This window comes from Micromonospora sp. CNB394 (assembly GCF_000374985.1).
Taxonomy (GTDB): Bacteria; Actinomycetota; Actinomycetes; order Mycobacteriales; family Micromonosporaceae; genus Micromonospora; species Micromonospora marina.
The window spans coordinates 25,924-44,974 of the sequence record NZ_KB895828.1; the positions used below are offsets into that span (position 1 = coordinate 25,924).

Annotated in this window: 17 protein-coding genes and 1 pseudogene; 10 read left to right on the forward strand and 8 right to left on the reverse strand. The window is 73.0% G+C overall.

Annotated elements, in window-relative coordinates:
- A partial coding sequence (locus C569_RS32140) for a C40 family peptidase (protein ID WP_018785153.1) occupies positions 1-689 on the forward strand: 689 nt, incomplete at its 5' end.
- A 59-nt stretch (positions 690-748) separates the two neighbouring features.
- On the opposite strand, the gene C569_RS0107385 is transcribed toward C569_RS32140, so the two are convergent.
- Complete coding sequence (locus C569_RS0107385; protein ID WP_026267813.1) at positions 749-1,747, reverse strand: TerC family protein; 999 nt, start codon at positions 1,745-1,747, stop codon at positions 749-751.
- A gap of 391 nt (positions 1,748-2,138) precedes the next feature.
- Between C569_RS0107385 and C569_RS0107390 the strand changes: the two genes are divergently transcribed.
- Positions 2,139-2,432: an antibiotic biosynthesis monooxygenase gene (locus tag C569_RS0107390; protein WP_018785155.1), complete on the forward strand. Its 294-nt coding sequence runs from the start codon at positions 2,139-2,141 to the stop codon at positions 2,430-2,432.
- A gap of 108 nt (positions 2,433-2,540) precedes the next feature.
- Here C569_RS0107390 and C569_RS0107395 read toward each other — a convergent pair whose 3' ends face one another.
- From C569_RS0107395 to uvrB, 4 genes are all read right to left on the reverse strand, one after another.
- Complete coding sequence (locus C569_RS0107395) at positions 2,541-3,440, reverse strand: DUF5753 domain-containing protein (protein WP_026267814.1); 900 nt, start codon at positions 3,438-3,440, stop codon at positions 2,541-2,543.
- A gap of 85 nt (positions 3,441-3,525) precedes the next feature.
- Positions 3,526-3,894, reverse strand: a complete 369-nt coding sequence (locus C569_RS0107400; RefSeq protein WP_018785157.1) for a VOC family protein — start codon at positions 3,892-3,894, stop codon at positions 3,526-3,528.
- A gap of 24 nt (positions 3,895-3,918) precedes the next feature.
- On the reverse strand, positions 3,919-4,752 hold the full coding sequence (locus C569_RS0107405) for a helix-turn-helix domain-containing protein (protein WP_018785158.1): 834 nt from the start codon (positions 4,750-4,752) through the stop codon (positions 3,919-3,921).
- A gap of 25 nt (positions 4,753-4,777) precedes the next feature.
- Positions 4,778-6,883, reverse strand: a complete 2,106-nt coding sequence (uvrB, locus tag C569_RS0107410; RefSeq protein ID WP_018785159.1) for an excinuclease ABC subunit UvrB — start codon at positions 6,881-6,883, stop codon at positions 4,778-4,780.
- A gap of 345 nt (positions 6,884-7,228) precedes the next feature.
- Between uvrB and C569_RS0107415 the strand changes: the two genes are divergently transcribed.
- A complete protein-coding gene (locus C569_RS0107415) occupies positions 7,229-8,848 on the forward strand; it encodes a hypothetical protein (protein ID WP_018785160.1) in 1,620 nt (539 codons plus the stop codon).
- Between the two features lie 30 nt (positions 8,849-8,878).
- Here the strand turns inward: C569_RS0107415 and coaE are convergent, their stop codons facing one another.
- Entirely contained in the window at positions 8,879-10,054 is a 1,176-nt protein-coding gene (gene coaE / locus C569_RS0107420; protein WP_026267816.1) for a dephospho-CoA kinase, read from the reverse strand.
- Between the two features lie 160 nt (positions 10,055-10,214).
- Positions 10,215-11,747: a 30S ribosomal protein S1 gene (rpsA, locus tag C569_RS0107425; RefSeq protein ID WP_051090457.1), complete on the reverse strand. Its 1,533-nt coding sequence runs from the start codon at positions 11,745-11,747 to the stop codon at positions 10,215-10,217.
- A 312-nt stretch (positions 11,748-12,059) separates the two neighbouring features.
- On the opposite strand from rpsA, the gene C569_RS0107430 reads away from it, so the two are divergent.
- From C569_RS0107430 to C569_RS0107460, 7 genes and pseudogenes are all read left to right on the forward strand, one after another.
- On the forward strand, positions 12,060-12,863 hold the full coding sequence (locus tag C569_RS0107430; protein ID WP_018785163.1) for a class I SAM-dependent methyltransferase: 804 nt from the start codon (positions 12,060-12,062) through the stop codon (positions 12,861-12,863).
- A 131-nt stretch (positions 12,864-12,994) separates the two neighbouring features.
- A complete protein-coding gene (locus C569_RS0107435) occupies positions 12,995-13,522 on the forward strand; it encodes a Uma2 family endonuclease (protein ID WP_018785164.1) in 528 nt (175 codons plus the stop codon).
- A gap of 41 nt (positions 13,523-13,563) precedes the next feature.
- Positions 13,564-13,782 (forward strand): DUF2945 domain-containing protein, encoded by a 219-nt coding sequence (locus C569_RS0107440; protein WP_018785165.1) that lies wholly within the window; start codon positions 13,564-13,566, stop codon positions 13,780-13,782.
- A pseudogene (locus C569_RS0107445) lies at positions 13,769-14,113 on the forward strand (DUF3140 domain-containing protein); the annotation flags it as partial. The gene C569_RS0107440 and the pseudogene C569_RS0107445, both read left to right, overlap by 14 nt.
- 43 nt (positions 14,114-14,156) lie before the next feature.
- Positions 14,157-15,023: a CPBP family intramembrane glutamic endopeptidase gene (locus tag C569_RS0107450; RefSeq protein ID WP_018785167.1), complete on the forward strand. Its 867-nt coding sequence runs from the start codon at positions 14,157-14,159 to the stop codon at positions 15,021-15,023.
- Between the two features lie 40 nt (positions 15,024-15,063).
- Entirely contained in the window at positions 15,064-15,813 is a 750-nt protein-coding gene (locus C569_RS0107455; RefSeq protein ID WP_018785168.1) for an SDR family NAD(P)-dependent oxidoreductase, read from the forward strand.
- A 16-nt stretch (positions 15,814-15,829) separates the two neighbouring features.
- Positions 15,830-16,222, forward strand: a complete 393-nt coding sequence (locus C569_RS0107460) for a MerR family transcriptional regulator (protein WP_026267818.1) — start codon at positions 15,830-15,832, stop codon at positions 16,220-16,222.
- Positions 16,223-16,327: 105 nt separating this feature from the next.
- On the opposite strand, the gene polA is transcribed toward C569_RS0107460, so the two are convergent.
- Positions 16,328-19,027, reverse strand: coding sequence for a DNA polymerase I (gene polA / locus C569_RS0107465; RefSeq protein ID WP_026267819.1), 2,700 nt, complete (start codon positions 19,025-19,027; stop codon positions 16,328-16,330).
- Positions 19,028-19,051: the final 24 nt, after the last annotated feature.

The window sequence follows — 19,051 nt, forward strand, 5'->3', positions numbered from 1 at the left end:
CCGGTCCGTCCGATACCGGTCCGTCCGATACCGGTCCGTCCGATACCGGTCCGTCCGATACCGGTCCGTCCGATACCGGTCCGGCCGGCTCCGGTTCGGCAGCCGCCGACGGCCCGCTGACCGTCGACGTCGCCCGCACCGCGTTGCGCGCCGGGCCGGACGGCGACGCCACGCTCACCGGCGTGGTCCTCGGCACCCGGCTCACGCCGACCGGGCCTGCGGTGGACGGCAGGCGTCCGGTCCGCGTACCCGGGCGGGCCGACCCGCTCTGGGCGACGGAGGACGACCTGGTGCCGCTGCCCGCCGAGCGCCCCGAGGCCGAGAACGTGCTCGCGGTCGCCGAGCGGCTGCGCGATCTGGTCTACGTCTGGGGCGGCATGTCCACCGACGGCATCGACTGCTCCGGGCTGGTGCACCTGGCCTGGCGGCGGTACGGGGTCACGCTTCCGCGCGACGCCGACGACCAGGCGGCGGCGACGTCGCGGGTGCCACTGGACGCCGAACGCCCCGGCGACCTCTACTTCTTCGCCCGGCCCGGCCGGCACATCCACCACGTCGGGATCGTGTCGGCGGAGCCGCGCGGCGGCCGACGCCGGATGCTGCACGCCTGCTACCTGACCCGCCGCGTGGTCGAGGAGGAACTGCCGGCCGACCGGACCGCCACCCTCGTCGGCGCCCGTCGCGTCTGACCCCGGACGCGCCGAGGGGCGCCCCGGGAATGGGAGCGCCCCTCGCGGTGACGGGTGGGTCAGCGTCGGGCCTCGACCAGTGCCCGACGCCGGTCCCGGGACGACTTCGCCAGGCTGGCGGCCGTGGCCACGGCCAGGGTGCCGAGGATGACGGCGAGCGAGAGCCAGATCGGGATGTGCGGGGCCCACGCCACGTGCTCCCCGCCGTTGATGAACGGCAGCTTGTTGTCGGCCAGCGCCTCCAGCACCAGCTTCACGCCGATGAAGCCGAGCACCACGGCCAGCCCGTAGCTGAGGTAGATCAGCCGGTCCAGCAGGCCGCCGAGCAGGAAGTAGAGCTGCCGCAGCCCCATCAGCGCGAACACGTTGGCGGTGAAGACCAGGTACGGCTCCTGGGTGATGCCGAAGATCGCCGGGATCGAGTCCAGCGCGAAGATCAGGTCGGTGGTGCCGATCGCGATCATGACGATCAGCATCGGGGTGAACAGGCGCCGCCCGTGCTCCTGGGTGGTGATCTTCGCCCCGTCGTAGTCCCGGGACAGCGGCAGCGCGCGGCGGCTCCACCGGATCAGCACGTTCTCGCTGAACTCGTCCTCGTCCGGCTCGCCCTGCCGGGCCAGGTTCACCGCGGTGTAGATGAGGAACGCGCCGAAGATGTAGAACACCCAGGAGAACTGGGAGATCAGCGCCGCGCCGGCCGCGATGAAACCACCGCGCATGACCAGGGCCAGGATGATGCCGACGAGAAGCACCTTCTGCTGGTACTGCCGGGGCACCCCGAACCGGGCCATGATGATCACGAAGACGAAGAGGTTGTCGACCGAGAGGCTGTACTCGGTGAGCCAGCCGGTGTAGAACTCGCCGGCCACGCGACCACCCGCGGTCAGCCAGAGCGCGCCGCCGAAGATCAACGCCAGGCCGACGTAGAAGCCCACCCACAGGCTGGACTCACGGACGCTGGGCTCGTGGGGTCGTCGGCCGATGATGAACAGGTCGGCGAGCAGGATCGCGATCATCGCGATCAGCGTTACCGCCCACACCAATGCGGACACGTTCAAATTCATCCTCCGGCAGACACGCTGCGTCGGAACACACCGAACGCCGGGTGGGGTGCCGGGGTGCGTCGACACTGACAGGGGTGACTGACGGAGGTCTCTTCCGCCGGAGCCCGGTGACCGGTTCCGACCGCGGAGCCGGGTCGGGCGACCGGGGGTGCCGGGCGCTCTTCCGTGCTGACGACTCCGTCGCGGGGGAATACTCCCCTCCTCGATCGCCATTGTTCACCATCGCACCGAGGTGGCGCATCTCCGGACCGCTCGTCGATCTCCCGACGTGCTGCGGCTCACGTTGCGCGCGGCGTCCTAGGAGGCTAGCCACCCGAACCCGACGCGGCTATCCCGACGTCACCCGGGACGTACCCGCGATGCGACGGCATGGCAGGCTGCCAGCATGGTTCTTGAGGTCGCGCTGATCGATGTCACGCCCGGACACGAGGACGAGTTCGCCGCCGCCTACACGCGGGCGCGCCCGATCCTCGCCGGCGCCGAAGGCTGCCGCTCCGTGCGGATGACCCGGGGCGTGGAGTCCCCCACCCGGTTCGTGCTGCTCGTCGAGTGGGACTCGGTCGAGGCGCACGACGTGAACTTCCGCCAGACCGAGCGGTTCGCGCAGTGGCGCGGCCTGATCGGGCCGCACTTCGCCGGCCCGCCGCTGGTCGAGCACTTCATCGACGTTCCGGCCTGAACTGTCGTACCCCTGCCATAGCCTGCGCGCTGCGCGGCCACCGGTCCCGACGGGCATCGGGGGCACCGGGCCCGGTGGCCGCGCCTCGCCGGGAGCGGGCCGCGCGGCTCACTCCAGCTCGTGCGGATCCCGCGGCCGGGGCACCGACGCCGCACCGAGCCGCCGGGCCACCAGCTCGGCGGAGGCGTCCGCCGGCAGCGCCGAGGCCAGCAGTCGTTCGACGACCCGCTCGTAGTGGGCCACCTCCGCCTCGGCGACCAGCCGCAGGTCGGTGGTGAGCGTCTCCACCAGCACGGTGCGCGGGTCCTCGGGGTCGGGGTAGGCGTAGTACGAGAACGGCGCCAGCGGGTGCGGTCCGTCGCCGCCCGACGCCGCGGACGGCAACACCCGGACCGTGACGCGGGGCCGTTCGGCGAGCGCGGCCAGATGCCGCATCTGGTCGCGCCACACGTCGGCGGGCAGGCCGCCCGGGTCGCAGACACGCTCGTCCAGCAGCGCGGTGTAGTGCGGCGGGTCCGGCCGGATCAGCAACTCCTGGCGTGCGACGCGGCCGCGGACGTCGGCCTCCACGTCCACCTCCCCGGTCAGCGCCGCGCCAGCCGACACGCGCAACCGGGCGTACGCCGGGGTCTGAAGCAGACCGGGCACGAGCACGCACTGGTACTCGACGATGCGCGCCGCACCCGCCTCCAGCTCGGCGTACGCCCGCTGGCGCTCCCCCATCTCACCGAGCGCCTTCGACCAGCCCCGGCCGGTGGCGGCGTCGCGGGCGATGACGATCAGCTCGTCGCGCTGCGGCGACGGCACCTCGTAGACGTCGAGCAGGTCGAGCACGTCGGCCAGGTCGGGCCGGCTCTGCCCCAGCTCGATGCGGGACAGCTTCGAGGTGGACGCCCAGCCCAGCCGGGCGCATACCTGTTCGAGCGTGAGCGACTCGCGGCGACGCAGCCGGCGCAGCTCCACGCCGAGCCTCGCCCTGCGGACCACGGGACTTGCTGACAACGGCATGTACGCCTCCCGGGAGGGAGCGTACGCATCGCCGTCACTCTCGGCAATACCTCGCCCACACAGCGCAACCGCGCGGGCCGGCCCGTCAGGGGCGGTAGGTGCCGAACGACCAGACCAGCCCGATCAGGTCGCGGGCGACGTAGTCGCGGGAGCCGTAGTCGGTGTCGGACGGCGCCCGGACGATGTCCGCACCGGCCGCCCGGGCCCGCTCGTGATGCGCGTCGACGTCGTCGATCGCCAGGTAGACGACGTAGTCGTCGTCGGCCGGGCGGGACCGCGGCGCCGGCCCCGGGCCGAGCATCACCAGGTCGCCCGCGAACTCCAGCTCCACGTGGACGACGGCGCCGTCGGGCAACTCGTGCACCTCTCGCACGGTCAGGCCGAACGCGGAACAGAGGAAGTCGACGGCGGCTCGCACGTCGGGATACCGCAAGACGGGATACACGCTCTGCATGCCCTCAGTCTGCCGCCGGGGCGGTCAGGCCGGATTGGACGAATGGGATCCCGGCCCGGCCAGCGCGGCCGGGGTGGCGCCGGCGAACTCGTGGAACTCCCTGATCAGATGCGACTGGTCGTAGTAACCCCACCGGACGGCCCGTTCCGCCCACCCGGCGTCGTCCGGCCCGGCGGCCCCGGCGGTGAGCAGCGTCCGGCCCAGGCTCGCGTACGCCCGCTCGAAGCGCAGCAGGCGGGCGACGGTCTTCGGCGGCAGGCCGAACTCCCGCCGGAACCGGACCGACAGGTGGCGGCGGGACCAGCCCAGTTCCCCGGCGAGCGTGGCCACGCCGACCGCTCCCCCGCTGCCGTCCAGACGCCGCCAGGCCGCCAGCAGGTGCGGGTCCGGCGGCACGGTCGACACCAACCGTGCGGCCAGGGCGGCGTCGAGCCGGGCGAAGCGCTCCGGCCAGCCCCGCTCGCCGGCCAGCTCGTCGCGCAGCCGGGCCAGCCAGCCCGCCACCGCGTCGACCGGCACCACCCGGTTGGTCAGCTCGGCCAGCGGCAGCCCGAGCAGGCGGCGGGCTGCCGGGGCGGTCAGCAACACCTGCACTCCGGTGCCGGTCCCGGTCGTCCGGGTGGCGCACCAGCCGTCGGACGGACCGGCCAGGAAGGCGTTCGCGTACGCGCCCCGGGCCGGGGCACGCGGATCGGTCACGTCCAGCGGGTCGCCCCAGCCGAGGATCAGCACCACGAACGCGCCCGCCGCCTCCCGCCGGACCAGCGGGACGGGCGCCTCCTCGCGGTAGCCGAGGTAGCGGTCCACCCACCGGCGCAGCAGCGGATCGGGGCGCGCGGTGACGACCTCGGTCAGCATCGCGCCGCCTCGGCCGTCGCGCCGGTCACCGGACCCCTGCGGCGTCCATCCCGCGCAGCTCCTTCTTGAGGTCGGCGACCTCGTCGCGGATCCGCGCGGCCAGCTCGAACTGCAACTCGCGCGCGGCGGCGAGCATCTGGTCGTTGAGTTCCTGGATGAGGTTGGCCAGGTCCGCCCGGGCCATCCCCTCGCGCGACGGGGTCGCCGCGGCGCCCCGGCGGCTGCGCGTCTCCTTGACCGGCGCCTTGCCCCGGGAGAGCTGCCGCACGGCCCCGCCGACGTTGCTGTTCTCGGTGTCCTCCGCCTCGCGGTAGATGTCGTCGAGGATGTCGTGGATCTTCTTGCGCAGCGGTTCCGGCTTGATGCCGTTCGCTTCGTTGTGCGCGATCTGCTTGGCCCGGCGCCGGTTGGTCTCGTCGATCGCGTCCGCCATCGACGGCGTGATCTTGTCGGCGTACATGTGGACCTGGCCGGAGACGTTACGGGCCGCACGGCCGATGGTCTGGATCAGTGACCGGCCGCTGCGCAGGAAACCCTCCTTGTCCGCGTCGAGGATCGCCACGAGCGACACCTCGGGCAGGTCGAGACCCTCCCGGAGCAGGTTGATGCCGACCAGCACGTCGTAGTCGCCCTTGCGCAGCTCGCGCAGCAGCTCGACGCGGCGCAGCGTGTCGACCTCGGAGTGCAGGTAGCGCACCCGGATGCCGTTCTCCAGCAGGTAGTCGGAGAGGTCCTCGGCCATCTTCTTGGTGAGCGTGGTGACCAGCACCCGCTCGTCCCGCTCGGTACGCAGCTTGATCTCGTGCATGAGGTCGTCGATCTGCCCCTTTGTCGGCTTGACCACCACCTCGGGGTCGATCAGGCCGGTGGGCCGGATCACCTGCTCGACGAACTCACCCTGCGCCTGCTCCAGCTCCCACGGGCCGGGGGTGGCGGAGAGGAAGACCATCTGGCCCACCCGCTCCAGGAACTCGTCGAAGCGCAGCGGCCGGTTGTCGGCCGCGCTGGGGAGCCGGAAGCCGTGGTCGATGAGCATCCGCTTGCGGGAGGCGTCGCCCTCGTACATGCCGCCGATCTGCGGGATGGTCACGTGCGACTCGTCGACCACTGTGAGGAAGTCGTCGGGGAAGTAGTCGAGCAGGCAGTGCGGCGGGCTGCCCGGCAGCCGGCCGTCGATGTGCATGGAGTAGTTCTCGATGCCGGAGCAGAAGCCCACCTGGCGCATCATCTCGATGTCGTAGGTGGTGCGCATGCGCAGCCGCTGGGCCTCCAGCAGCTTGCCCTGCCGTTCCAGCTCGGCCAGCCGCTCGCCCAGCTCGGCCTCGATGTCGCGGATCGCCCGTTCCATCCGCTCCGGGCCGGCGGCGTAGTGCGTGGCCGGGAAGATCATCAGGCTGTCGACCTCGCGGACCACGTCACCGGTCAGCGGGTTCAGGTAGTAGAGCTTCTCGATCTCGTCACCGAACAGCTCGATCCGGACCGCCAGCTCCTCGTACGCCGGGATGATCTCCAGCGTGTCGCCGCGGACCCGGAAGGTGCCGCGCTGGAAGGCCATGTCGTTGCGCGCGTACTGGATGTCGACCAGACGGCGCAACAACTGGTCGCGGTCCAGCTCCTGCCCGACCTTGACCCGCACGGCCCGGTCGAGGTATTCCTCCGGCGTGCCCAGGCCGTAAATCGCCGAGACGGTGGCGACGACGATGACGTCCCGCCGGGTGAGCAGCGACATCGTGGCCGAGTGCCGCAGCCGCTCGACCTCCTCGTTGATCGAGGAGTCCTTCTCGATGTAGGTGTCGGTCTGCGGGATGTAGGCCTCGGGCTGGTAGTAGTCGTAGTAGGAGACGAAGTATTCGACCGCGTTCTGCGGCAGCAGCTCGCCGAACTCCTTCGCGAGCTGGGCGGCGAGGGTCTTGTTGGGGGCGAGCACCAGGGTCGGCCGCTGGAGCCGCTCGACCAGCCACGCCGTGGTGGCGCTCTTGCCCGTGCCGGTCGCGCCGAGCAACACCGTGTTGCGGTCGCCGCGCCGCACGCGACGCTCAAGCTCGTCGATGGCAGCCGGCTGGTCACCGGCCGGCTGGAACTCACTGACGACCTGGAAGCGGCCGTCGAGCCGGGGAATGTCGAGCGCCATGACACCAACGGTACGCCCGAGGTCCGACACTTCCGGCCACGACCACCGACCGTCCCTGATCAGCTTCGATATTCCCATTGTGTGGCTCATCTCACCGGTCTACCCTCGTACCGTAGGCCGCTCGCGGCGGCCGACCGGGCCGGTGATCGCCCCATGCGGGGCCGGTCGCCCCCGGCGCCAGGGCCGCAGCACCCGGGACGACCGGCGTGCGCGCCGACGGTGGTCGCGCGCAGCGCTGACCGGCCGCCGCGAGCGCCCCTGCTCGTCACCGAACCCCCGCTGCCGCGTTCTCCACTCGTGGGGACCTCTCCCGAGCGCCGGCCGCGACGCGAGCCCAACACCGGCATGCCCCAGCCCGACACCGGCACGCCCCAGCCCGACACCGGCACGCCCCAGCCCGCCGACGAGCCGGGAGGCCAGCGCGGCGTGAGCCGCCCCCACCGGCTCTCTGCGCGAGGCGACGGCGACCAGGCCGTACCCCGCGAACCGGGCCGGGGCCACCGGCGGGGCCGCACCAGCACACCGACCCGTCCCGCCACCGTGGCCGGCCGGCGCCGGCGCGCCGGCCTGCTCGCCGACCGCCGTCCCACGCTCACCACCCGGCCGGACGGCGACCCGGAACTGGACGGCGCCGACGACCCGCCGGACGGGCCGGACCGGCGCCGGATCGCGCTCGCCGCACTCGTGGCGGCGGCAGCGATCTCCGCCGCGACGCTCGTCGCCGGCCTGCTCACCTGGATCCCCGGCCGGACGGGCGAGACCGGAACGGCACGCCCGCTCACCGCCGCCGAGGCCGACCGGGTGGCCGCGCTACGGGTCACCAACCTGCGCGACGTACGCGCCGGCGTCCGGGTCACCGTCGGTGCCGGCACCGCCCGTACCGAACTGGTCGGCTGGGTCGACTGGGCCCGCCCCCTGGTCTATCTCGACGTCGGCGGTCCGGGCGCGGGCGGTGACCGCGGCCTGATCCAGGCCACCGCTTCCGCGCTGCTGGTGCGGCCCGACCCCGGCGCGCTCCCCACCCCGGCCCGGCCCCCGCTGGTGCCGCCGGCGGACCGGTGGCGGATGCGGTCCCCGGCCGGCGGGCACGGCCTCGGTGCGGTACGCGACCTGCTGATCGGGCTCGGCGCCGACCGGGTCGATCCGCCCGCCGAAGGCCGGTGGCTACGCGGCGACCGGACCGGCGGCGTCCCGGTGGACGTGCTCCAGGCGCCCCTCGCACCGCTCGGTGACCCGCGCCCGGCGCTGTGGGTCGACGCGGACGCCCGGCTGCACCGGCTCACCGGGCGGCTGGCCGACGGCACACCCGTCACCGTCGACCTGACCCGCGCCGACCGGGCCACAGTGCACCCGGTGGACGCCCTCGGCGGCCGGGCCGGGCAGCCCCGGGCGCCCACCGACGACGAGGCCGCCCGGCTGGCCGCGCTGCCCGCCCGGCTCCGGGCACTGCGCGGCGCGCCGGTGGCGGTGGACGCCCCGCTCGCCCCGTCGGCCAACCTGCGGGCCACCGGCACGGTGAACTGGGCGAGCCCGTCGGCGTACCTCGCGGTGATCGAGGAGGGCAGCGGCCGGCGTACCCTGCGGTGGGTCCGGCCGGGCCGGGTGGCCGAGGTGCCGCGCTCCTCCGACGGGCCCGCGACGCCCCCGGCGCCGGTGCCGGCCGCGCTGCTCGCGGCACCCGCGGGCCCGCCCGGCGACGACCTGGACCGGCTGCTCGACGCGGCACTGCGGGCGGCCCGGCGCGCGCCCGCCGGCGACGCCGTCCGGGTCCGCGAGGACCGGCTCGGCGGCCGGACGACGGTCGACGTGTTCGAGGTGCCGGGCGGCAGACGCTGGTGGCTGGACCGGGGCGGCCTGCCGCACCGGCTGGAACTGCGGACCGGGCCGGGGGTCTGGATCCGGCTCGACCTCACCGCGGGGCGCGCGGCGGGCAGCGGCGGATCCGCGGCCTCGACGGCCCGCTGAACCGGGCCCGGTGCGGTCCCGACGGCCCGGTCAGGGCCGCCAGCCGGTCTGCGCGGCCCACGCCTCGGCGCGCAGGTGTTCCTCGTCGAACCAGGGATCGGTCACCGTGCCCCAGGCGGCGTGTTCCGGCGCGGCCGCCGCCAGATCCCGCTTCACCTGGAGGTAGTCGGCCCGCCGCGCCGGGTCGGCGCGCAGGTGGTCGCGCATCAGCAGCGCGTACCGCCAGCCGGGCGAACCGGCCTCCCGCAGGTGCAGGCGCACCGGACGTCCCGGGTCCGCGCCGCCGTGCAGCCGCTTGGCCCAGCGCACCGGCTCCGGCTGCCGCGGGGCGTCCCACCAGTCGCCCGGAAGTCGCGGGAAACCCGCCTCGGCCAGCCGCTGCGCGAGCGGCCCGTCCGCCTCGTCGAGCGAGGACACCGTCACCTGGATGTCGATCACGTCCGGGGCGGCCAGCCCCGGCACCGCGGTGGAGCCGACGTGGTCGACCCGGACGTCACCGCCTGCCGCGTGGCGGATTCGGGCGGCCAGCCGGGCGTACTGCTCCGGCCACGCCGGGTCCGGCCCGCCGAACGCCGGGCCGGGCGCGACGGCGCGGCCCTCGCGGACGTTGCGCTCGTAGGGCAGCAGGCGGTCCCGCCACAGGGCGTCCACGGCGGCGTGCAGCTCGGTCAGTGTGCCGTCGTTCGTCAGCAGCACGTCGGCGACCGCGCCGCGGGTGGCGTCGTCGGCCTGCGCGGCGATGCGCCGCTGCGCCTCCTCCGGGGCCATGCCCCGGTCCCGGGTCAGCCGGGCCATCCGGGTCGGCACGGCCGTCCGCACCACGACCACCAGGTGGTACGTCGGCGCGAGCCCCACCTCGGCCAGCAGCGGTACGTCGTTCACGACGATCGCGTCGGCGGGAGCGGCGGCGACCAGTTCGGCGCTGCGCGCGCGTACCCGGGGATGGGTGATCCCTTCGAGCGTGCGGCGGGCGGCCTCGTCGCCGAAGACCAGCGCGCCGAGAGCGGCCCGGTCCAGCGCCCCGTCGGCGTCCACGACCTTGCCGGAGAAGGCGGCGACCACCTCGGCCAGCCCGTCGGTGCCGGGCGCGACGACCTCACGGGCGATGCGGTCCGCGTCGACGACCACCGCGCCCAGCGCGGCGAGGCGGCTCGCCACCGCGCTCTTGCCCGATCCGATCCCGCCGGTCAGCCCCACTTTCAGCACCCGGACAGTCAACCGGATCCGGTGCAGGCATGCCAAACCCGCCCGGCACACGACGCGGGCCCCGCCCCGGCGCTCCGCTGGTGCGGAACGCGGGGACGGGGCCCGTCGTCAGAGGCAGTCGCCGGTTCGTCCGGTGGGACGGACGGGCGTCAGCGTCCGGTCACTTGCCGCCGGCGAGCTTCTCCCGCAGCGCGGCGAGCGCCTCGTCGGTCGCGAGCGTGCCGGCCGGCTCCTCGGCCTGACGGCTCGGGGCCGAGGTCGAGGTCGAGGTGGTGCCGCTGGTGGCGGGCGGAGCCGGGTTGGCAGCGGCCTCGGCGTCGGCGGCGCGGGAGGTCTGCACCTGCTTGGTGTGGGCCTCCCAGCGCTGACGCGCCTCGGCGTACTGCTGCTCCCAGGTCTCGCGCTGCTTGTCGTAGCCCTCGAGCCACTCGCCCGTCTCCGGGTCGAAGCCCTCCGGGTAGATGTAGTTGCCCTGCTCGTCGTACGTCGCGGCCATGCCGTAGAGGGTCGGGTCGAAGTGCTCCTCGCCCTCGACGAAGCCCTCGTTGGCCTGCTTGAGCGACAGCGAGATCCGGCGGCGCTCCAGGTCGATGTCGATGACCTTGACCATGACCTCGGAGCCGACCTGCACGACCTGCTCGGGAATCTCCACGTGGCGCTCGGCCAGCTCGGAGATGTGGACCAGGCCCTCGATGCCGTCGTCCACGCGGACGAACGCACCGAACGGCACCAGCTTGGTGACCTTACCCGGCACGATCTGCTGGATCGCGTGGGTGCGGGCGAACTGACGCCACGGGTCCTCCTGCGTCGCCTTCAGCGACAGCGAGACCCGCTCGCGGTCCAGGTCGACGTCCAGGACCTCGACCTCGACCTCCTGGCCCACCTCGACGACCTCGGACGGGTGGTCGATGTGCTTCCAGGACAGCTCGGAGACGTGCACGAGGCCGTCCACGCCGCCCAGGTCGACGAACGCGCCGAAGTTGACGATCGAGGAGACGACGCCCTTGCGGACCTGCCCCTTCTGGAGCTTGTTGAGGAACTCGGTGCGCACCTCGGACTGCGTCTGCTCCAGCCAGGCACGGCGGGACAGGACCACGTTGTTGCGGTTCTTGTCCAGCTCGATGATCTTGGCTTCGAGCTCGCGGCCGACGTACGGCTGCAGGTCACGCACACGCCGCATCTCGACGAGCGACGCGGGCAGGAAGCCACGCAGCCCGATGTCGAGGATGAGACCACCCTTGACGACCTCGATGACCGAGCCGCGGACGACGCCGTCCTCGTCCTTGATCTTCTCGATCGTGCCCCAGGCCCGCTCGTACTGCGCCCGCTTCTTGGAGAGGATCAGCCGACCCTCCTTGTCCTCCTTCTGGAGGACGAGGGCCTCGATGTGGTCACCCACCGAAACGACCTCGGCCGGGTCCACGTCGTGCTTGATCGACAGCTCCCGAGAGGGGATGACGCCCTCGGTCTTGTAGCCGATGTCGAGCAGGACCTCGTCCCGATCGACCTTGACGACGGTGCCTTCGACAATGTCGCCGTCGTTGAAGTACTTGATGGTCTCGTCGATCGCGGCGAGGAAAGCTTCCTCAGAGCCGAGGTCGTCGACGGTGACCTTGTTGGCGCTCGAGGTGGCCTCGATGCTGCTCGTCATGTGGGCGGTTGCTCCGGTCGGATGGGTTGTCACAGCGGGCATGGGTGTCGCGGTGACTCTTCCGCGCCAGCGGATCCGTCGCCGGGCACACGAACGATCGACGCGAGAAGATCATTAGTGGCTCCGGTGACCGCGCACCTGCTCCCTGCCGAGGCACACGATCCGCGAGCGCATCGTCTAGCCTACCCGCTGCATTACCACAGCGTGCAAGCCCTCCCGGGTCCGTGCGAACTCATCCGCTGCGAAAGCGGAGATTTTGCTCGGTAAGGTGCCACAGCTGTCTCGTCCGTCACACCAGTCCCGGCCGCCACCCCCACCGCACCGGTCCGGGCCGTACGGACCTAGCGTGAACCCGTGGACGACGACAGGGTGACCCGCCGACGGGTCGACGCCGGCGAGATCCGCCGCGCCAACCGCGGATGGTGGGACACCGACGCCGACGCGTACCAGGCCGAGCACGGCGCGTTCCTCGGCGACGCCGACTTCGTCTGGTGCCCGGAGGGGCTGCGCGAGGCCGACGCCCGGCTGCTCGGCGACGTGGCCGGCCGGCGGATCCTCGAACTCGGCGCCGGGGCCGCCGCCGCCGCCCGCTGGCTCGCCGCCCAGGGTGCCCGGCCGGTCGCGCTCGACCTGTCCGCCGGCATGTTGCGGCACGCCGCCGGGGCCGCCGGCCGCACCGGGGTACGCGTGCCACTGGTGCAGGCCGACGCGCTCGCGCTGCCCTTCGCCGACGGGGCGTTCGACACCGTCTGCACGGCGTTCGGCGCGATCCCGTTCGTGGACGACTCGGCGGCGGCGATGCGCGAGGTGGCCCGGGTGCTGCGCCCCGGCGGCCGGTGGGTCTTCTCGGTCACCCACCCGATGCGCTGGATCTTCCTGGACGACCCGGGCGAGGGCGGACTGACCGCCGTGCACTCGTACTTCGACCGCTCCCCCTACGTCGAGCAGGACGAGCACGGCGTGGCCACGTACGTCGAGCAGCACCGCACCCTGGGCGACCGGATCCGGGAGCTGGTCGGCGCCGGGTTCCGCCTGCTGGACCTGGTGGAGCCGGAGTGGCCGGCCGGGCACGAGGGGGTCTGGGGCCAGTGGAGCCCGCTGCGCGGACGGCTGTTCCCCGGCACGGCCATCTTCGTCACCGAGAAGGCGGCCGGCTGACGCCGGACGGACGCGCGGTGCGATCGGGCCGGCGATGACGCCCCCATGCTGCCCTGGTGAGCGCCGAGCCGATCGCGACCCCATCCTCTCCATGGCGTCCGGACCCGCTTCGGCAACAGCGTGCCGACCACATGGTGGAGGAGTTGCTGACGCTGCCGCCCGACGCACCCCGCGTCGAACTGGTCGACGGCATCATCCACGTGACGCCCTTGCCTACTCTCCACCACCAGGACGTCGCCGGCCTGCTGACCTGGTGGCTACGATCCCACGTGCCGGCGCATCTGCGTGCGACCCAGGCGGTGAGCGTCGGGTTGGACATCGACGCCAGCCGCCGACCCGACGTCCTGCTCCACCGCGCCGAACTGCCGTCCGACTGCTGGCTGCTACGACCGGCGGACGTCGTCCTGGCCGTCGAGATCGTCTCCCCCGGCACCCGGCGGGTCGACCGGTTCGCCAAGCCGGGCGAGTACGCCGCCGCCGGGATCCCGTTCTACTGGCGGATCGAGCAGGATCCGGTGCACCTCTACGCGTACCGCCTCGGTGACCGGATCGGCCCGGGCGGCGAGCGGCAGTACGAACTGGTGGACGACGGCAGCGAGGTGATCGAGCTGTCCGAGCCCTTCGCGATCAAGTTGCCGGTCGCGGAGATCCGGCCCTGACGACGCCGTTACTCGGTATCCGCTCCGGGTAACCGCCCGGCATGGCCGAGAAGGAATTCCGCGCCGGCGACCACGTCTCCTGGGCCAGCCACAGCGGCCGGGCGTACGGCGTCGTCAAGGAGAAGCTGACCGAGCGCACCCACGTCCGCGGGCACACCGTGGACGCCTCGCCCGAGCAGCCGCAGTACCGGATCACCAACGACGACTCGGGCCGCGACGTGGCCCACCGCCCGGAGGTGCTTCGCCATGAGTCGCGCTGAGGACCCGCAGCAGACGTACCGGGAGTTCACCGACACGGTGAACATGAAGCCCGCCGAGCTGACCCGCTGGCTGGAGACCGACGAGTCCAAGCACGTCGGCTGGCACAAGCCGGGCACCAAGGGCGGCGAGTCGGTCGGCCACGACTCCGGCCGGCGCATCGTCGACCTGCTGCGCCGCAAGCGCGCCGACCTCACCGCCGCCGACTACAAACACATGCGCAAGGTGATCGGGTACGTGCACCGCCACCTGGCGCAACGCCCCGCAGGCGACGTCCGGGACACCAGGTGGCGCTGGTCGTTGATGAACTGGGGACACGACCCGCTCAAGGGCTGAGCCGCCGGTCCGTTCGCGGCGCGTTGGTACCGTGCCGGCGATGACGACAGACGTCTCGACCGCCGGCCGTCATCCCCGCGCCGGACAGGTGGTCCTCCTGGCCGGCCTCGGGCTCGTCGTCGTCTCGGCGGTCCTCCTGGTGGTCACCGGCAACACCGGCATCAGGTACAGCGCCGACCACGACGGCACCGTACCGATGTGGAGCCGGTGGATCCCGGCGCTGGCCGGGATCGCGCTGATCCGCCTGATCCCACCCACCTCCGATCCGAGGTGGCCGGACCCGGTCGCGCCGTACCGCGAGGCGGTGCCGCTGCTGCTGGCCGGGATCGCGTTCGCCGCCGTCATGCCGCTGCTGGGCGGCGAACCGGCGTACACCGTGTTGAAGCTCGCGCTGCTGCTCGGCGTACCGGCGGGGGTGTTCCTGGCCGCGCGCCGGTGGCCGCCGCGGTCGCGGCCGGGGCCGGCCCCGCCGGACGCCGCCCACCGGTGGGGTCCGGCGCTGCCGGTGGCGGTGTGGCTGGTGCTCAGCTACGCGACGCCGCTGGCCGTGCCGGCCAGCGACTGGGGGCGGACGTTCAGACCGGTGACGCTCGTCGTCATCCTGCTGGCCGGCTTCGCGGTGAACGCGCTGCTGGAGGAGGTCTTCTACCGGCGGTGGCTGCAGACCCGGTGGGAGTCGCTGCTGGGCCGCTGGCCGGCGATCGTGCTCGCGTCGATGGTGTGGGCGGCCTGGCACGTGGCCATCCAGGGCACCGGACGGCCCGGAGTCGACCTGGCCACTGTGGTCGTCAACCACGGCGTGCTCGGGTTGTTCCTCGGTTACCTGTGGTCCCGGTACCGCCGGATGTGGCCGCTGCTCGTGGTGCACGGCGCGCTGAACGCGATGCCCGCACTGACCGGTCTCTGACTTGACCATGCCGCAGGCGGCAGGGTCGGACGATGCCGGCATGGAACGCAGCACGCCACGCGCCGCCGTGGTCACCGGTGCGGGCACCGGCATCGGCCGGGCCACCGCACGCTCCCTCGCCACCTCCGGGTACGCCGTGCTCGCCGTCGGCCGGCGCGCCGCGCCGCTGTCGGAGACCGCCGCCGGCCGGCCGGACATCACCCCGCTGACCGCCGACGTCACCGCTCCCGACGGGCCGGACCGGGTCGTCCGCGCCGCGCTCGACCGGTACGGCCGCCTCGACGTCCTGGTCAACAACGCGGGCGTGGCAGGTGGAGGCCTGCTGGCCGAGCTGGACGAGGACGCCGCCCGGCGGCAGCTGGAGACGAACCTGTTCGCGCCGATCCGGCTGGCGCACGCCGCCGTCGAGGCGCTCGCCGCGACCCGTGGCGTGATCGTCAACGTCACCACGTCGGTCGGCCTGCGCGCCTGGCCGGGCAGTTCGGTGTACGCGGCGGGCAAGGCCGCGCTGGACTCGCTGACCCGTAGCTGGGCGGTGGAACTCGCGCCGCGCGGCGTCCGGGTGGTGGCGGTGGCGCCCGGCGCGATCGACACCCCCATCGGCGAGCACAGTGGCCTCTCCCCCGAGCGGCGCGCGGCGGTGCGGGACTGGCAGCTCGCGCACACCCCGGCGGGTCGGATCGGCCGGCCGGAGGACGTAGTCTGGGCGATCCGGCGGTTGTGCGAGCCGGAGGCGGGCTTCGTCACCGGTGTGGTGCTGCCGGTGGACGGGGGCGCGGTGGTCGCGTGAGAGGACGGTGGCGGCGGTGCGGATCGGCGCGGTGGCGACGGCGACGGGCTGCACGCCACGTGCCCTGCGGCACTACGAGGAACACGGGCTGATCACGTCGACCCGGGCGGCGAACGGCTACCGCGAGTACGACGACGGGGTCGTCACCCGGGTCCGCAACATCCGCCACCTGCTCGACGCCGGGCTGACGTTGGACGACGTGCGGGTCTTCCTGCCCTGCCTGGACGGGGACGTGGCGTCGGCGCCGCCGTCTCCGGCCGGGCTGCGGGTCGGCTGGCAGCGACTGGCTGTGCTGGAGGCCCGGATCGCGGCCCAGGTGGCCGTCCGCGACCGCCTGGCCGCCGCCCTCCAGGCCGCCGCCCCGGCGCCCCAGCCTCTGCTCTCGCCGCCGTCGCCTCCGGCGCGGTGATCAAGGAGTTTGGGTCACGCCCGAGGCCGTTCGGGGACACAAACTCCTTGATCACCGCCGGGGCGGGCGGGTGGTGGCCGGCGCGGGTGGGACGGCGGTGGGGGGTCAGTGGTCGGCGCTGTTCCAGTCGTGGCCCTCGCCCACCGACACCTCAAGCGGCACCGACAGCGGGTACGCCTCGCCCATCTGCTTGCGCACCAGCGCCTCCAGCGTCTCCCGCTCGCCCGGGGCGACCTCGAATACCAGTTCGTCGTGCACCTGCAGCAGCATCCGCGAGCGCAGCCCCGCGTCGCGCAGCGCGCTGTCGACGTGCAGCATCGCGACCTTGATGATGTCGGCCGCCGAACCCTGGATCGGGGCGTTGAGCGCCATCCGCTCGGCCATCTCGCGACGCTGCCGGTTGTCGCTGACCAGGTCGGGCAGGTAGCGGCGGCGACCCAGGATGGTGGAGGTGTAGCCGTCCTGGCGGGCGCGGGCCACCACTTCCTGGAGGTAGTCGCGGACCCCGCCGAACCCGGCGAAGTAGTTCTCCATCAGCCCGCGCGCCTCCTCGGCGCTGATGCCGAGCTGCTGGGACAGGCCGAACGCGCTGAGCCCGTACGCCAGGCCGTAGTTCATCGCCTTGATCTTGCGGCGTTGGTCGGCGGTGACGTCGCCGACCTCGACCGTGAAGACCGAGGACGCGGTGGCGGCGTGGAAGTCGTGCCCGGAGTTGAACGCCTCGATCAGCGCGTCGTCCGACGACAGGTGCGCCATGATCCGCATCTCGATCTGGCTGTAGTCGGCGGTCAGCAGGCACTCGTAGCCCTCACCGACCACGAACGCGCGCCGGATCCGCCGCCCCTCCTCGGTGCGGATCGGGATGTTCTGCAGGTTCGGCTCGGTGGAGGACAGCCGGCCGGTCGCGGCCACCGTCTGGTTGAACGTGGTGTGGATGCGGCCGTCGTCGGAGACGGACTTGAGCAGCCCGTCGACAGTCGACTTGAGCTTCGCCACGTCGCGGTGGCGCAGCAGGTGGTGCAGCAGCGGGTGCTCGGTCTGCGCGTAGAGCCACTGGAGCGCGTCGGCGTCGGTGGTGTAGCCGGTCTTGATCCGCTTGGTCTTGGGCAGGCCCAGCTCGGTGAAGAGGATCTCCTGCAACTGCTTCGGCGAACCCAGGTTGAACTCCCGGCCGACCACCTCGTACGCGCCCTGGGCGGCGGCCTTCACCTCGGCGGCGAAGTGCGCCTCCAGCTCGGAGAGGTAGTCGGTGTCGGCGGCGATGCCGGTGCGTTCCATGGTGGCGAGCACCCGCATCAGCGGCAGCTCCACGCCGGCCATCAGCCGCGCCGACTGCTCGCCGTCGCGGGACAGCTCGGCGTCGATCGCGTCGGCCAGGTCGAGCGTGGCGCGGGCCTGGAGCATCAGGTTCTGCTCGGCCACCCCCTCGTCGCCGAGCCCGTCCAGGGTGAGCTGGCCGGTCTCCGGCGCGTCGACGCGCAGCTCCCGGTGCAGGTAGCGCAGCGCCAAGTCGGTGAGGTCGTAGGAGCGCTGGTCGGGGCGGGCGAGGTAGGCGGCGATCTGGGTGTCGCGGGCGATGCCGTGCAGCTCCCAACCGTGCGCGGCGAACGCCAGCACCGCCGGCTTGCTGTCGTGCAGCACCTTCGGGCGCTCCGCGTCGGCCAGCCACCCGGCCAGCGCGGCCTCGTCGTCGGCGTCCAGCCGGCTCGGGTCGAACCAGGCGCCCGCGCCGGCGGCGGTGGCCAGCGCCATCCCGGTCACCGTGGCGGTGTGCCGGCGGTTGGGGCCGGTGTCGAGCGTCACCGCCAGGCCCACCGGTGCGCCCGCCGCCGCGTGCGTGCCGAGCCAGCCCGCGAGCGCGCCCGGCTCGGTGAGCACCTCGCCGGCCAGGTCGAAGCCCGCCTCGGCCTCCGGCTCGACCGCTTCGAGGTATTGGTAGAGCCGGTCGCGCAGGATGCGGAACTGGAGCGTGTCGAAGACCTGGTGCACCGCTTCGCGGTCCCAGCCCTGCCAGCGGGCGTCCTCGGGGCGGACCGGCAGCTCCAGGTCGGAGACCAGGCAGTTGATCTCGTAGTTGCGGATCACGTCGGCCAGCCGCTCACGCAGGCTGTCGCCGGCCTTGCCCTTGATCTCGTCGGCGCGGGCCACCACGCCCTCGACGCCGCCGTACAGGTTGATCCACTTGGCCGCGGTCTTCGGGCCGACGCCGGGCACGCCCGGCAGGTTGTCGCTGGTCTCGCCGACCAGCGCGGCCAGGTCGCGGTAGCGATCAGGGGTGACGCCGTACTTCGCCTCGACCGCGGCCGGGTCCATCCGGGCCAGGTCGGAGACGCCCTTGCGCGGGTAGAGCACCGTCACCCGCTCGCCGACGAGCTGGAACGCGTCCCGGTCGCCGGTGGTGATCAGCACGTCCATGCCCTGGTCGCGGGCCTGGCAGGCGAGCGTCGCGATGACGTCGTCGGCCTCGTAGCCCTCCTTCTCGACCACCGGCACGCGCAGCGCGGCGAGGACCTCCTTGACCAGGCTGACCTGGCCCTTGAAGTCGGTCGGGGTCTCGCTGCGGCCGGCCTTGTAATCGGAGTATCTCTCCGTGCGGAAGGAGCGGCGGGAGACGTCGAACGCCACGACGATGTGCGTGGGCTGCTCGTCGCGCAGCACGTTGATCAGCATCGAGGTGAAGCCGTAGACGGCGTTCGTCGGCTGCCCCGTGGTGGTGGAGAAGTTCTCCACAGGCAGGGCGAAGAACGCCCGGTATGCCAGGGAATGTCCGTCGACGAGGAGCAGGCGCGGCGTCGTAGCTGTCACGGCTGCGACTCTAGTCCGTACGCC

Bases quoted from the DNA above. Each gene is read 5' to 3' on its own strand.
- C569_RS0107390 (WP_018785155.1), top strand. From the start codon at position 2,139: ATGGTTCTTGAGGTCGCGCTGATCGATGTCACGCCCGGACACGAGGAC.
- C569_RS0107400 (WP_018785157.1), bottom strand. From the start codon at position 3,894: ATGCAGAGCGTGTATCCCGTCTTGCGGTATCCCGACGTGCGAGCCGCC.
- C569_RS0107435 (WP_018785164.1), top strand. From the start codon at position 12,995: ATGGTGGAGGAGTTGCTGACGCTGCCGCCCGACGCACCCCGCGTCGAA.
- C569_RS0107395 (WP_026267814.1), bottom strand. From the start codon at position 3,440: ATGCCGTTGTCAGCAAGTCCCGTGGTCCGCAGGGCGAGGCTCGGCGTG.
- C569_RS0107415 (WP_018785160.1), top strand. From the start codon at position 7,229: ATGCCCCAGCCCGACACCGGCACGCCCCAGCCCGACACCGGCACGCCC.
- uvrB (WP_018785159.1), bottom strand. From the start codon at position 6,883: ATGGCGCTCGACATTCCCCGGCTCGACGGCCGCTTCCAGGTCGTCAGT.
- C569_RS0107405 (WP_018785158.1), bottom strand. From the start codon at position 4,752: ATGCTGACCGAGGTCGTCACCGCGCGCCCCGATCCGCTGCTGCGCCGG.
- C569_RS0107455 (WP_018785168.1), top strand. From the start codon at position 15,064: ATGGAACGCAGCACGCCACGCGCCGCCGTGGTCACCGGTGCGGGCACC.
- C569_RS0107450 (WP_018785167.1), top strand. From the start codon at position 14,157: ATGACGACAGACGTCTCGACCGCCGGCCGTCATCCCCGCGCCGGACAG.
- rpsA (WP_051090457.1), bottom strand. From the start codon at position 11,747: ATGCCCGCTGTGACAACCCATCCGACCGGAGCAACCGCCCACATGACG.
- C569_RS0107440 (WP_018785165.1), top strand. From the start codon at position 13,564: ATGGCCGAGAAGGAATTCCGCGCCGGCGACCACGTCTCCTGGGCCAGC.